Origin of the sequence: Pseudomonas sp. stari2, from assembly GCF_040760005.1 — a bacterium.
Taxonomy (GTDB): domain Bacteria; phylum Pseudomonadota; class Gammaproteobacteria; order Pseudomonadales; family Pseudomonadaceae; genus Aquipseudomonas.
Window position 1 is genome coordinate 1,983,843 of the sequence record NZ_CP099760.1, and the last position, 12,735, is coordinate 1,996,577.

At 56.3% G+C, this 12,735-nt stretch carries 10 protein-coding genes and 1 pseudogene; 9 read left to right on the forward strand and 2 right to left on the reverse strand.

All coding sequences use genetic code 11. The annotated features are described in order from the left end of the window. Window position 1 precedes the first annotated feature (1 nt). Window positions 2-1,141: a flagellar biosynthesis protein FlhB gene (gene flhB, locus NH234_RS09120; protein ID WP_367256344.1), complete on the forward strand. Its 1,140-nt coding sequence runs from the start codon at window positions 2-4 to the stop codon at window positions 1,139-1,141. An 82-nt stretch (window positions 1,142-1,223) separates the two neighbouring features. Here flhB and NH234_RS09125 read toward each other — a convergent pair whose 3' ends face one another. Beyond that, on the reverse strand, window positions 1,224-3,698 hold the full coding sequence (locus NH234_RS09125) for a putative mucin/carbohydrate-binding domain-containing protein (protein ID WP_367256345.1): 2,475 nt from the start codon (window positions 3,696-3,698) through the stop codon (window positions 1,224-1,226). A gap of 184 nt (window positions 3,699-3,882) precedes the next feature. Here NH234_RS09125 and NH234_RS09130 point away from each other — a divergent pair. Next, window positions 3,883-4,253: pseudogene (locus NH234_RS09130) on the forward strand (EscU/YscU/HrcU family type III secretion system export apparatus switch protein); the annotation flags it as partial. A 193-nt stretch (window positions 4,254-4,446) separates the two neighbouring features. Here the strand turns inward: NH234_RS09130 and NH234_RS09135 are convergent. Continuing rightward, a complete protein-coding gene (locus NH234_RS09135) occupies window positions 4,447-4,821 on the reverse strand; it encodes a hypothetical protein (protein WP_367256346.1) in 375 nt (124 codons plus the stop codon). 522 nt (window positions 4,822-5,343) lie between these two features. Between NH234_RS09135 and NH234_RS09140 the strand changes: the two genes are divergently transcribed. The 7 genes from NH234_RS09140 to NH234_RS09170 all read left to right on the forward strand — a co-directional run bounded on the left by NH234_RS09140 (window position 5,344) and on the right by NH234_RS09170 (window position 12,708). Next, entirely contained in the window at window positions 5,344-6,012 is a 669-nt protein-coding gene (locus NH234_RS09140) for a hypothetical protein (protein ID WP_085733734.1), read from the forward strand. 188 nt (window positions 6,013-6,200) lie between these two features. Then, on the forward strand, window positions 6,201-8,330 hold the full coding sequence (flhA, locus tag NH234_RS09145) for a flagellar biosynthesis protein FlhA (protein ID WP_367256347.1): 2,130 nt from the start codon (window positions 6,201-6,203) through the stop codon (window positions 8,328-8,330). Window positions 8,331-8,341: 11 nt separating this feature from the next. Further along, window positions 8,342-9,682 (forward strand): flagellar biosynthesis protein FlhF, encoded by a 1,341-nt coding sequence (flhF, locus tag NH234_RS09150; protein WP_085710485.1) that lies wholly within the window; start codon window positions 8,342-8,344, stop codon window positions 9,680-9,682. Between the two features lie 113 nt (window positions 9,683-9,795). After that, window positions 9,796-10,626 (forward strand): flagellar synthesis regulator FleN, encoded by an 831-nt coding sequence (gene fleN / locus NH234_RS09155; protein ID WP_003222917.1) that lies wholly within the window; start codon window positions 9,796-9,798, stop codon window positions 10,624-10,626. After that, complete coding sequence (gene fliA / locus NH234_RS09160; RefSeq protein WP_011333070.1) at window positions 10,623-11,363, forward strand: RNA polymerase sigma factor FliA; 741 nt, start codon at window positions 10,623-10,625, stop codon at window positions 11,361-11,363. The genes fleN and fliA overlap by 4 nt, the downstream gene beginning before the upstream one ends. Window positions 11,364-11,530: 167 nt before the next feature. Then, entirely contained in the window at window positions 11,531-11,902 is a 372-nt protein-coding gene (locus NH234_RS09165) for a chemotaxis response regulator CheY (protein ID WP_003183998.1), read from the forward strand. Between the two features lie 17 nt (window positions 11,903-11,919). Beyond that, window positions 11,920-12,708, forward strand: coding sequence for a protein phosphatase CheZ (locus NH234_RS09170; protein ID WP_085733732.1), 789 nt, complete (start codon window positions 11,920-11,922; stop codon window positions 12,706-12,708). Window positions 12,709-12,735 lie beyond the last annotated feature (27 nt).

Here is a 12,735-nt window from a genome sequence, read left to right on the forward strand (position 1 = left end):
CATGGCAGAGAGCGAGAGCGGTCAGGATAAAACAGAAGACCCCACGGAGAAGCGCAAGAAGGACTCCCGGGAAAAAGGCGAGGTTGCGCGCTCCAAGGAACTCAACACCCTGGCGATCATGCTCGCCGGTTCCGGCGCGCTGCTGGTGTTCGGCGGCATGCTTGCGCAGGACTTGATGGAGCTGATGCGCATGAACTTCACGCTGTCGCGCGAAGTGATCATGGATCAGGGCTCCATGGGCAAGTTCCTGATGAGTTCCGGGCTGTCAGCGCTGCTGGCGATTCAACCGATCATGATCACCTTGCTGCTGGCTGCGTTTCTCGGGCCGATCGCCCTCGGCGGCTGGTTGTTCGCGGTGGGCTCTCTGGCACCCAAGTTCAGTCGGATGAACCCGTTGTCCGGTATCAAGCGCATGTTCTCCATGAAGTCGGTGGTCGAACTGCTCAAGGCGCTGGCCAAATTCCTGATCATTCTGGCGGTGGCGCTGGTGGTGTTGTCCGGCGATGTCGACGACCTGCTGCGCATCGCTCATGAGCCGCTGGACCGGGCGATCATTCACAGTCTGCAACTGGTCGGTTGGAGTACTTTGTGGATGGCGTGCGGTTTGATCATTATTGCGGCCGTCGACGTCCCGGTGCAGCTCTGGGAGAGCATTAAAAAGCTCAAGATGACCAAGCAGGAAGTGCGCGACGAGCACAAGGACCAGGAAGGTCGGCCGGAGGTCAAGCAGCGCATTCGCCAGGTTCAGCGCGAGATGTCGCAGCGGCGGATGATGGCGGCGATCCCGGATGCCGACGTGGTCATCACCAACCCGACCCACTACGCCGTGGCACTCAAGTACGACTCGGAGAAGGGCGGGGCGCCGGTGCTGCTGGCCAAGGGCAGCGACTTCTTGGCGCTGAAGATTCGCGAAATCGCCGTGGCCAACAACGTCATGCTCCTCGAATCGCCGGCCCTGGCGCGTTCGATCTATTACTCCACCGAGCTTGAGGAAGAAATCCCCGGTGGCCTGTATCTGGCGGTCGCCCAGGTACTGGCTTACGTCTACCAGATTCGCCAGCACCAGGCCGGCAAGGGCAAGCGCCCGGATCCGCTCAGTGATGACTTGCCGATCCCGCCGGATCTGCGGCGCGATTCCTGATTTGCTTCCATTCTCGTTGGGATGCGTGACGCTTCCTGATAGCCCCTCCTTTTTCAATTATCCGTAAGGTTTGAGGCGCTTCTTAAATTTGCAGTCGATTGTTTCCCAGCGCGCAAATGCGGTGTCTTTGTTCGACGGGATATTGCTCGTTCGTCATTGGGTTTGTGATAGGCGAACGTGACGACTCCAAATGCAGAACAATTATTTCGCAGCCTTCGTAAAACTGGATTTTTGTTGATGATGGTGTATTCAATGTGTTTCCGTGCATTTTTGTACAAAAGACCACGTTCCCCTTTTCGTTGTAAGCCAAAATGGCGCTGTAGATTGAGTTGAAATAAGTATGAGGATGGGTAGGAAGTATCTGGATCTCAGCTGTTTCAAGTTCAAGATCAATATCAATTTTAGTGAAGGGACCGCTCAGGCCATATTGATCCCAGTTGATTTTTTTTTCGGTCAAGATTAATGGGTTGTGATTGAGGTGTGTGCTGTAAAGGTATTTGTATGTTTCCTCCAATTGATTTTTTTCTGGCGTTGAATAGGAGTCGATAGCCTGAAATATTGAATCTTTCCAAGGATCATTTCTGTGCAGTAAAATTTCTGGCTGTAATTTTATTTTTTCGGATTGCCTTTCAATTTCGGTGGCAAGTATTTCTCCTGTAGGGGTGGAGAGTGCTCTGTTATAAAGACCTTGGCGGGTGATCTCAAGGGTTGTGAGTTTGTTTGATGTTTCCAGAACTTTGTCTGCGTGTGGTTGTAAAATATTTCTGGATGGCTCCTCGTGGAATATTTCCAGTGTGTAGGCATAGCCAAACGGGATCTTATTAAGGGAAGGTTTGGAGTCGTCTCCCAGTAAAACCTTGTGGAAGACCATATTTTGATATGTGTCTCTTATCGTGATTGTTGCATATATTTTTCCGTGAAAGTATGAGTGTGGGGCGCTGCTGGAAACGCTGATCGTTATATTTTTTTGCTCAGTATCTACATTGATGGAGGCGAATTCTCCATTGAGGCCATTTAATTTAATTATTTGGGAAGCAAGTCGCGATCCCTGTGATATCTGATATTCGAGTTCGATGGGGTTGTTGTTGGTGATGGCAATCAGGTGTGAGGTGCTGATTTGCAAGCCGTCACTGGTGGTTGTTGGAGCGATTAGGGTGTATGGCCCAGCGGGGATGTCTGAGAATGTTATTTGGGGTGAGGTTATTTTTTCAATATAAGTGACGCTGCTGCCGTTTTGTATAAGTAAATCTCGATTTTCTATTCTTGAAAATAGAGTTTGGTCGAGTCTCAATTCAATTTTGCCTACGAGATTTAGAGGTCTTAGAGTATTGCAGTCGACGATTGAGAAGCGGTTTTTCAGCTTAAGTGTTGCTATAGCGTTCGTCAGATGTTCCGCGGGTATCAGTTTGTAAAGGGGGTAGCGAGGGCTCGGGTTCTGATAGTGGCTTGAGCTGTAGCGGAAGTCTTCCATGGGGATTTGCACGAGGCTGAGTAATGGCTGTATATCGATATTGGAAATTCTGGTGCAAAGGTCTCGAATCAGTTCTGTGAAGGGATGGTCTGAAAAATTGAAGTCTGGAGCATTGCTGAGTACTCTGTATTCCTTGTTGAATTTACTTAGGAGGTCAGCATTTGTATCAAATATTAATGTCAATAAAAACAGAATTTCATGTAGTTGCCAAGTGTTGACGGGGTGATTCGATTCGAAGAGCTGTTCGACCTCGTTGTAGAGGTGCTCTGGGTTTCCATTATAGAGCCATCCTGTCTTGAATATGTCCTCACCGAGATATTTTTCTTGATAGTAGTGCGCGTAGATATTGTTCCAGACTTCTCCCAAGTGAATTTTACTGTTCTGCATGAAAAGTCCTTGGTATCCATGCCCGACTTCATGTAACGACCCCCAATTGGTTGCGCGGGTATCCAACCAGAAGGCGAAAACTGAGCCATTTGACTGGGCGGTGTGGTGATGTCCATAGTAAGCGGAGCCACCTCCTGTTTTGTTGGCTTTCATGAAATATCTGTTAATTGAGTTTTTATTTGTCGGGGTGTCCGGAGTGAACGACAGTCCTGCCAATAGGTTGAAAAACTCAAAGAGTTGTTGGTAGTAAGTGCTAATGCTCTTTATGTTGTTTGAGTGATGAAGTTCTTTCAGCAGCGCTTTGTCTGTTGCCGGTATCAGTATGTCTGCATAAACGGTGTTGATAAGAGCAAAGGGTGCTTGTCCTTCATCCCATTGCCTGAAAAAATCCGCTGCGTCCGAATTATCCTTGTAGGTGGGTAGTGGCTGAGGAACAGAGCTGTACTCGATATCGACATCAATGTTTGTTTCGGTTTGGCTGTGAGGTGTACTGATAAAAGGCACTGAGTAGTGTTTAATTGTATGCAGAACTGTCTGGCCCGTAAAAGGTAGATACTCTTCAGTTTGCTCGTCGTCATTCAGTAGCTCAAGTTGGAGCCTTTCATCAGTCTTGCTGGAAAGATGCCTGATCTGAATGGTTGTTCCCGGAGCAAGAATGACCCCCAGCGCCTGTTTGTCGTGGTAGATACCTTTGCTCATCCCAGCATTGAGCAGCCATGTGGGTAGGTGAGGGTATATGCCTTAAATGTTTGCTTTTGTCCGACAGTTGTCATGTTGCTCTCCTTGGGCGAGTTAGACGCTAAGAGGAGAGTAGGTTCATTGCGTATGTTTTTAACCTGTAAAGTTTGACAGTTTTTTATATCATTTTGTGCTTATACCACTGCTATTGACGGCGATCCCGGATGCCGACGTGGTCATCACCAACCCGACCCACTACGCCGTGGCACTCAAGTACGACGCCGAGAAGGGGGGGCGCCGATGCTGCTGGCCAAGGGCAGCGACTTCCTGGCGTTGAAGATCCGCGAAATCGCCGTGGCCAACAACGTCATGCTCCTCGAATCGCCGGCCTTGGCGCGTTCGATCTATTACTCCACCGAGCTTGAGGAAGAAATCCCCGGTGGCCTGTGTCTGGCGGTCGCCCAGGTACTGGCTTACGTCTACCAGATTCGCCAGCACCGCGCGGGCAAGGGCAAGTTCCCGGAACCGCTCAAGGACGATTTGCCGATTCCGCCGGATCTGCGGCGCGATTCCTGATGAAGCAAAAAAACCGCCTCCGGTTGAATCCGGTGGCGGTTTTTTTATTCCTGATGAACTGTGTTGGCTGTGGGACCGCTTTCGCGAGCCGGTCGAATCATCGTACCGTCGCTCCCACAGGGAAATACATTCCAAATGTGGGAGCGGGCTTGCCCGCGAAGGCGTCAGTCGCCACGACGCATTTCTCAAGCCTTTACACAGAGGTCTGCGACGGCGTTAGTTCCAGATTATTCAGCACCCGATTCGCAGCCAGCTCCCCGAGCATGATCAGTTGCCCGATGCCCGTCAGTGTCCTGCGCTGCGAAGCGGGCATGAAGTGAGCGAAGTCATTGGCGATGGTTCTGGCGGAAGCGAGGGTTTCGCAGAGTTCGACCAGCAGCTCTTCGTTTTTGAAGTCCGCGGTGACGGCAAACATCCGGCGGGTTCTGCGGGGCGGTGGCGTGGAGCCGGGCGGGCAGAGATAGTGATCGAGGGCGCGGTCGGCGGCTTCGTGAAGCTTTCTGGAGTCGAGGGATTCGTAGGGCGAGGCGGGGTCGGTTTCGGGTGGGTTGGGTGTTGGTTTGATCATGGTGAAACTCCTATAAAGTGGAGCCGCCCGGAACTATCGCTAAACAGTAAGGTGGCGGCTGTACGCAGGTTAGCGAACCGGTTATAGGCACCCGGCAGACCCGAGGGTCTCCCGCATACAGCCACCATAGCGGAGTTGCAGACATAGAGTCTGCGACAAGGCATGGAGCGCTGGTGCACCTATTTATGATTCGAGTCGCTAAACCCGATCGCTGATTCGTCAGCGACCGACCCACAATAGAACCCGACCCCAAGGCGCACAAGCCGGCGGATTCTGGCGTAGCTGTAGGCAATGGCGCAAGAATTCGTAGCCTTCAAGGCGTATCTGAAGGTGTCTTTTAAACACCCGAGTTTTAAAGACTCTGGGTGCCGTCGGTCTGAAAGGTCCCGCGACCTGTTAGTTCTGACAGTAGACGCGTGTTGTTCCCTGGCGCCTCATAAACCCGGAACTCACGCCGCTGCCTCTTCGCACTCTGCGAACGCGGCGGGTGATAACTCATTCAGTGGAGATCCGGGGTAGATCATGACGAGGCGCATTTATCGAAAACTGCCGGGCATGGAGATGGAGTTCGATTCAGGGAAGCTGGAAAGGGACGCAGGAGAGCGGGCCATTTTCTATGAGGTGACGTTCAACCTGAAGCTGGACTTTCTCAACTTTCTGGTCACGGCCAATCAGTTCATTCCGAATTATCTGGATAATCCCATCAATGCGATCCGACCTGAACTGGCCGGGTTTGCGTATCACTACTCCTACAACTACTTCTTTGGCGCCGCCGGTAATATCAGCGATAACCCTTCGTTGTTCGCTCTATTCACCGACCCCGGTCATTACATGAACCAGTGGGCGAGTGATGGCGGGCCCGTAGAGCGACGGTATGGAAAACCCTCATTCACGGTGGCCGGCAACCAATTGCGCATTACGACGCGGCAGTATTTTCGACTGGATGCGGGGGCTCCTCCAATCGAAATAACAGATCTGCCGTTCATTCGTTTCGAATGGGCCTTGAACCTGATGGAGGGTCATGTGCAGCCTGTTGGTGTCGCGCCTGTCACCGTTGTAGTGCTGATGTATACGGAGGAAGACGTTGTCGATGTCGATGGTCACAGTGTGTTCAGGGGCACACGCTATCTGGATAATGCAGCCCTTTCCTTCGGTCCGATCACTTCAGCGCACATTTTGGTAGCCAGTTGACTGTCGAGGTTCCACCTCAGTGAAGATTGCTGCATAGGGGGCGGGCGCACGGCGTGCGAGCCGCCCATTTGTGCATTCGCTACCCCCTCTGTTTCACGCCTTGGCAAAAGTTGGAAGGCTTCTTGCAGTAGCCGCCGTGCGCCCGCTCTGGGCGTCAAAAGTTTGCTTTAAAGGAACGGGGAAAACCGGTGGATCGCTCTCAGTTAATCAACAGTGCTCGCTCGAACATTGCCGACCTCAGTCGGGGCAATCTGGGTGTGCCGCTGTTGCTGCTGGTCATGCTGGCGATGATGATGTTGCCGGTGCCGCCGTTCCTGCTCGACGTGTTCTTCACCTTCAACATTGCCCTGTCCATCGTCGTGCTGCTGGTCTGCGTGTACGCCTTGCGGCCGCTGGATTTTGCGGTGTTCCCGACGATCCTGCTGGTGGCGACGCTGTTGCGACTGGCGCTGAACGTGGCGTCGACGCGGGTGGTAATGCTCCACGGTCAGGACGGCCACGCCGCCGCCGGTAAGGTGATCCAGGCCTTCGGTGAGGTGGTGATCGGTGGTAACTACGTGGTCGGTATCGTGGTCTTCGCGATCTTGATGATCATCAACTTCGTCGTGGTGACCAAAGGTGCGGGGCGGATTTCCGAGGTGAGCGCGCGCTTCACCCTCGACGCGATGCCCGGCAAACAAATGGCCATCGACGCCGACCTCAACGCCGGTCTGATCGACCAGGCGCAGGCCAAGGCCCGTCGTCAGGAAGTGGCCCAGGAGGCAGAGTTCTACGGTTCGATGGACGGTGCCAGCAAGTTCGTCCGCGGTGACGCCATCGCCGGCCTGCTGATTCTGTTCATCAACCTGATCGGCGGTATGGCGGTCGGTATCTTCCAGCACAACATGTCCTTCGCTGACGCGGGCAAGGTTTACGCCTTGCTGACCATCGGTGACGGTTTAGTGGCGCAATTGCCATCACTGTTGTTATCTACAGCTGCAGCAATCATGGTGACCCGTGCTTCCGGTTCGGAAGACATGGGCAAACAGATCAATCGCCAGATGTTCGCCTCGCCAAAAGCGCTGGCGGTGGCGGCCGGTCTGATGGCGGTCATGGGGCTGGTGCCGGGCATGCCGCACTTCTCGTTCCTGAGCATGGCCGCCCTGGCTGCCGGTGGCGCTTACCTGTTCTGGAAGAAGCAGAGCGTGGCCAAGGTGCAGGCGCTGGAAGAGGTCAAGCGGCAGCAGGAACTGCTGCCGTCGCCGGCCCGCGCCATGGAAACCAAGGAGCTGGGCTGGGACGACGTGACCCCGATCGACATGATCGGCCTGGAAGTCGGCTACCGCCTGATTCCGCTGGTGGACCGCAACCAGGGCGGGCAATTGCTGGCGCGGATCAAGGGCGTGCGCAAGAAGCTCTCGCAGGATCTGGGCTTCCTGATGCCGACCGTGCACATCCGCGACAACCTCGACCTGGCGCCGAGCGCCTATCGCCTGACCCTGATGGGCGTGATCCTGGCCGAGGCCGAGATCTACCCGGATCGCGAACTGGCGATCAACCCGGGGCAGGTCTACGGCACGCTCAACGGCATTACCGCCAAAGATCCGGCTTTCGGCCTGGAGGCGGTGTGGATCGAAGTCAGCCAGCGCTCCCAGGCGCAATCGCTCGGGTACACCGTGGTGGACGCCAGTACCGTGGTCGCCACGCACTTGAACCAGATTCTGTACAAGCACTCCAGTGAGTTGATCGGTCACGAGGAAGTGCAGCAACTCATGCAATTGCTGGCCAAGAGCTCGCCGAAACTGGCTGAAGAGCTGGTGCCGGGTGTGGTCACGTTGTCGCAGCTGCTGAAAGTGTTGCAGGCGCTGCTGGCCGAACACGTGCCGGTGCGCGACATCCGCAGCATTGCCGAAGCCATCGCCAACAACGCCGCGAAGAGTCAAGATACCGCCGCGCTGGTGGCTGCCGTGCGCGTCGGCGTTTCGCGCGCCATCGTCCAAAGCATTGTAGGGACTGAGTCCGAGCTGCCAGTTATCACGCTGGAGCCAAGGTTGGAACAAATATTGCTCAATAGTCTGCAGAAGGCAGGACAAGGCTCGGAAGAGGGCGTTCTGCTGGAGCCAAGCATGGCCGAGAAGCTGCAGCGTTCGCTCATCGAAGCGGCGCAGCGTCAGGAAATGCAAGGTCAGCCGGTGATCCTGTTGGTAGCAGGCCCGGTTCGCGCGATGCTCTCGCGCTTTGGCCGCCTGGCAGTCCCAGGACTGCACGTGCTGGCCTACCAGGAAATTCCGGACAACAAGCAAGTGACCATCGTTGCGACAGTAGGGCCCAACGGCTGAGGTAGTGGTTTATGCAAGTTAAGCGTTTTTTCGCCGCCGATATGCGTCAGGCCATGAAGCTGGTTCGTGATGAGCTGGGCGCTGATGCCGCCATCATTGGCAACCGCCGCATTGCCGGCGGCGTCGAGCTGACGGCGGCGCTGGATTACAAACTGTCGGCTCTGGCGCCACGGGTTCCGAACATGGAACTCGAAGACGAGCTGCGCAAGACCCAGTCGCGCATCGTTACCGCCCAGGCCGAGCTGAGCATGCGTGGTGAGGCCGACGGCAACACCAATCGCCAGTTGTTCTCCGGTCTGCCATTGACCGCCGGCCTGCCGCTGACGGCGGCCGAGCCTCTGACAGAACCGACGTACGCCGCACCGGCCCGTCCAGCCCCGGCACCTGCGCCGGCTGCCGCTGGCGTCGATCCGCGTGCGCTGGATTCGATGCGTTTCGAACTCAACAGCCTGCGCGAACTGATGGAAGTGCAGCTCGGCACCCTGGCCTGGAATCAGCTGCAAGGCAGCCGTCCGGCCCAGGCCAATCTGTATCGTCGTCTGCAGCGCATCGGTCTGTCCGGTCCGTTGTCCCGCGACCTGCTGGCGCTGACCAGCGATATCGAAGAGCCTCGTCAGGCCTGGCGCATGTTGCTCGCGCACCTGGCGCGGATGATTGCCACGCCGGAAGTCGAGCCGCTGGAAGAGGGCGGAGTGATTGCCATGGTCGGCCCGGCCGGCATGGGCAAGACCACCACCCTGGCCAAGCTGGCTGCCCGTTATGTGCTCAAGTACGGCGCGCAGAACATTGCGCTGGTGAGCATGGACAGTTTCCGCATCGGCGCTCAGGAACAGCTGAAAACCCTGGGCCGGATCCTCAATGTGTCGGTGACCCACGTCGACCCGGGCCAGTCCCTGGTGCAGGCGCTGGATCCACTGCTGCGCAAACGCGTGGTGCTGATCGATACCGCCGGCCTGCAGGCCAGCGATCCGGCACTGCGCATGCAGCTGGAAAGTCTGGCCGGTCGTGGCATTCGGTCGAAAAATTATCTGGTGCTGGCAACCACCAGCCAGAAACAGGTTCTAACCGCCGCTTATCACAGTTACAAGCGTTGCGGGCTCGCCGGGTGCATCCTGACTAAACTGGATGAGACGGCCAGCCTTGGCGAAGTGCTGAGTCTGGCGATCAGTCATGAACTGCCGGTCGCCTACCTGACCGATGGCCCCCGGATTCCGGATGATCTGCATCTGCCGCGCCGTCATCAATTGGTCAGCCGCGCCGTCAGCGTGCAAATGCAGGAAGAACCCAGCGAAGAAGCCATGGCTGACATGTTCGCTGATATCTACCACAGCCCGACCAAGCAGGTTGGCTGAGGTAATGAACAGTTTTTGTACCTACATCGATGGTCTGCCACGCATTGTTCCGGTTGTGAACGCGCAGCCAGTAATGTGGCCTCCGTCTATGCAAGACAAGGTAAAGAAATAACATGGGCAGCATGCATCCCGTACAGGTGATCGCGGTGACCGGCGGCAAAGGTGGCGTCGGCAAGACTAACGTGTCAGTGAACTTGTCCCTGGCGCTGGCAGAGCTTGGCCGTCGGGTCATGCTGCTGGACGCCGACCTGGGTCTGGCGAACGTCGACGTTCTGCTGGGCCTCACGCCCAAACGTACCCTGGCCGATGTGATCGAGGGCCGCTGCGAGCTGCGCGACGTGCTGTTGCAAGGTCCCGGCGGGATCCGCATCGTGCCGGCCGCTTCTGGCACCCAGAGCATGGTTCATCTGAGTCCGGCCCAGCATGCCGGCCTGATCCAGGCGTTCAGCGATATCGGCGACAATCTCGATGTGTTGGTGATCGACACCGCTGCGGGTATCGGTGACTCGGTAGTCAGTTTTGTTCGCGCTGCGCAAGAAGTGTTGCTGGTGGTCTGCGACGAGCCGACCTCGATTACCGACGCCTACGCGCTGATCAAACTGCTGAACCGCGATTACGGCATGAACCGCTTCCGCGTCCTGGCCAACATGGCCCAGAGCCCGCAGGAAGGTCGCAATCTGTTCGCCAAGTTGACCAAGGTCACGGATCGCTTCCTTGACGTCGCCCTACAATACGTCGGCGCGGTGCCTTACGACGAAAGCGTGCGCAAGGCGGTGCAGAAGCAGCGTGCGGTCTATGAAGCTTTCCCGCGTTCCAAGTGCGCACTGGCGTTCAAGGCGATCGCACAGAAGGTCGACACCTGGCCGCTGCCCGCCAACCCGCGCGGCCACCTCGAATTTTTCGTCGAGCGCCTCGTGCAGCAAACGGCAGGACCTGTGCTATGACCGCCAGCGGTATGAATTTCTACAAGAAGTCGGCACGTGACGCGCAGTACGAACTGATCGAGCGTTACGCGCCACTGGTCAAACGCATTGCTTACCACTTGCTGGCGCGATTGCCTGCCAGTGTGCAGGTCGAAGACCTGATCCAGGCCGGGATGATCGGCCTGCTCGAAGTCTCGACCAAATACGACGCCAGCAAAGGCGCCAGTTTCGAAACGTACGCGGGCATCCGGATCCGCGGCGCCATGCTCGATGAAGTACGCAAGGGGGACTGGGCACCACGCTCGGTTCACCGTAACACCCGTATGGTCAGCGACGCGATTCGCTCGATTGAAGCTAAAACCGGCCGTGACGCTAAAGATCACGAGGTTGCGGCCGAACTCCAATTGAGTCTCGACGATTACTACGGGATTTTGAATGACACCCTGGGCAGCCGACTGTTCAGTTTCGACGACCTGTTGCAGGACGGCGAACACGAAGGGCTGCACGAGGATGGCGCCAGTGCTCATCTTGAGCCGTCGCGCGATCTGGAAGATGAGCGCTTCCAGGCTGCGTTGGCGGACGCGATTGCCAATTTGCCGGAGCGTGAGCGACTGGTGTTGGCGCTGTACTACGACGAAGAGCTGAACCTCAAGGAAATCGGTGAAGTCCTTGGCGTCAGTGAATCGCGGGTCAGCCAGTTACATAGCCAGTGCGCGGCCCGCTTGCGGGGGCGTTTGGGGGAGTGGCGAGCGCGCTGAAGGCAGTGTGGGGACGCTGCGAACGAGGCTGGTGCGGTGGTGAACGGCACCGGTCTTGCTCTGTTGTGCTCCAGACAGTCATCGAGTGTTTTGCCGGATTGATTGAAATGGCGCGTCCAGGTGCTGGGCGCGTTTAAGACTGCTTGGAGGTCGAATTGAACAAAGACATGAAAATCCTCATCGTTGATGACTTCTCAACGATGCGGCGGATCATCAAGAACCTGTTGCGTGACCTCGGGTTCACCAACACCGTTGAAGCCGACGATGGCACCACTGCCATTCCGGTACTCAACAGCGGCAGCATCGACTTTCTGGTGACCGACTGGAACATGCCTGGCATGACCGGTATCGACTTGCTGCGTCACGTGCGCGCCGATGAAAAACTCAAGCACCTGCCAGTGCTGATGGTGACTGCTGAAGCCAAGCGCGAGCAGATCATCGAAGCGGCCCAGGCCGGTGTTAACGGCTACGTGGTCAAACCTTTCACGGCTCAGGCGCTGAAAGAAAAAATCGAGAAGATTTTCGAACGCATCGGCTGATGACGCGCGGGGGAGCTATGGAGCATAAAGAATCTTCACAGGGCGACTTCGAGTCGACGCTGAAAAAACACGCGGTCGAACTGGTCGAAAGCCTTGAAAAAGGCAGGTTCGGCGACGCTGTGCAACTGATCCATGAGCTCAATCAGACCCGTGACCGTGGCCTGTACCAGGAAGTCGGCAAGCTCACGCGCGAACTGCACAGTGCAATCGTCAACTTCCAGATCGACCCGCACATGCCGCAGGCCGAGGAAGTGTCGCAGATCACTGATGCGACCGAGCGCCTGAGCTATGTGGTCAAGCTGACCGAAGCGGCGGCCAACCGCACCATGGACCTGGTGGAAAGCGCCACGCCGGTGGTCAATGGTCTGGCTGACGAAGCCCAGGCATTGAGTGCCGACTGGGGACGCTTCATGCGTCGTGAAGTCGGGGCTGAGGAGTTCCGCGAGCTGGCGCGTCGGGTCGACGGTTTTCTGACACGCAGCAGCACCGACAACCGCGCAGTGTCGAGCAACCTCAACGACATTCTGCTGGCCCAGGATTACCAGGACCTCACAGGTCAAGTGATCAAGCGCGTGACCCAGTTGGTCACCGAAGTCGAAAGCAATCTGCTCAAACTCGTGCTCATGGCCAGCCAGGTGGACCGCTTTGCGGGCATCGAACATGACCGTGCTGCAATGCTCGCTGAAAAAGATCCACAAAAACATCTCTCGCAGGGTGAAGGTCCGCAGATTCATGCCGATAAACGAGAAGACGTTGTGTCCGGTCAGGACGATGTGGACGATTTGTTATCCAGCCTTGGATTTTAGTTTTCTGGGTTTTTAGACCTGTAGGAG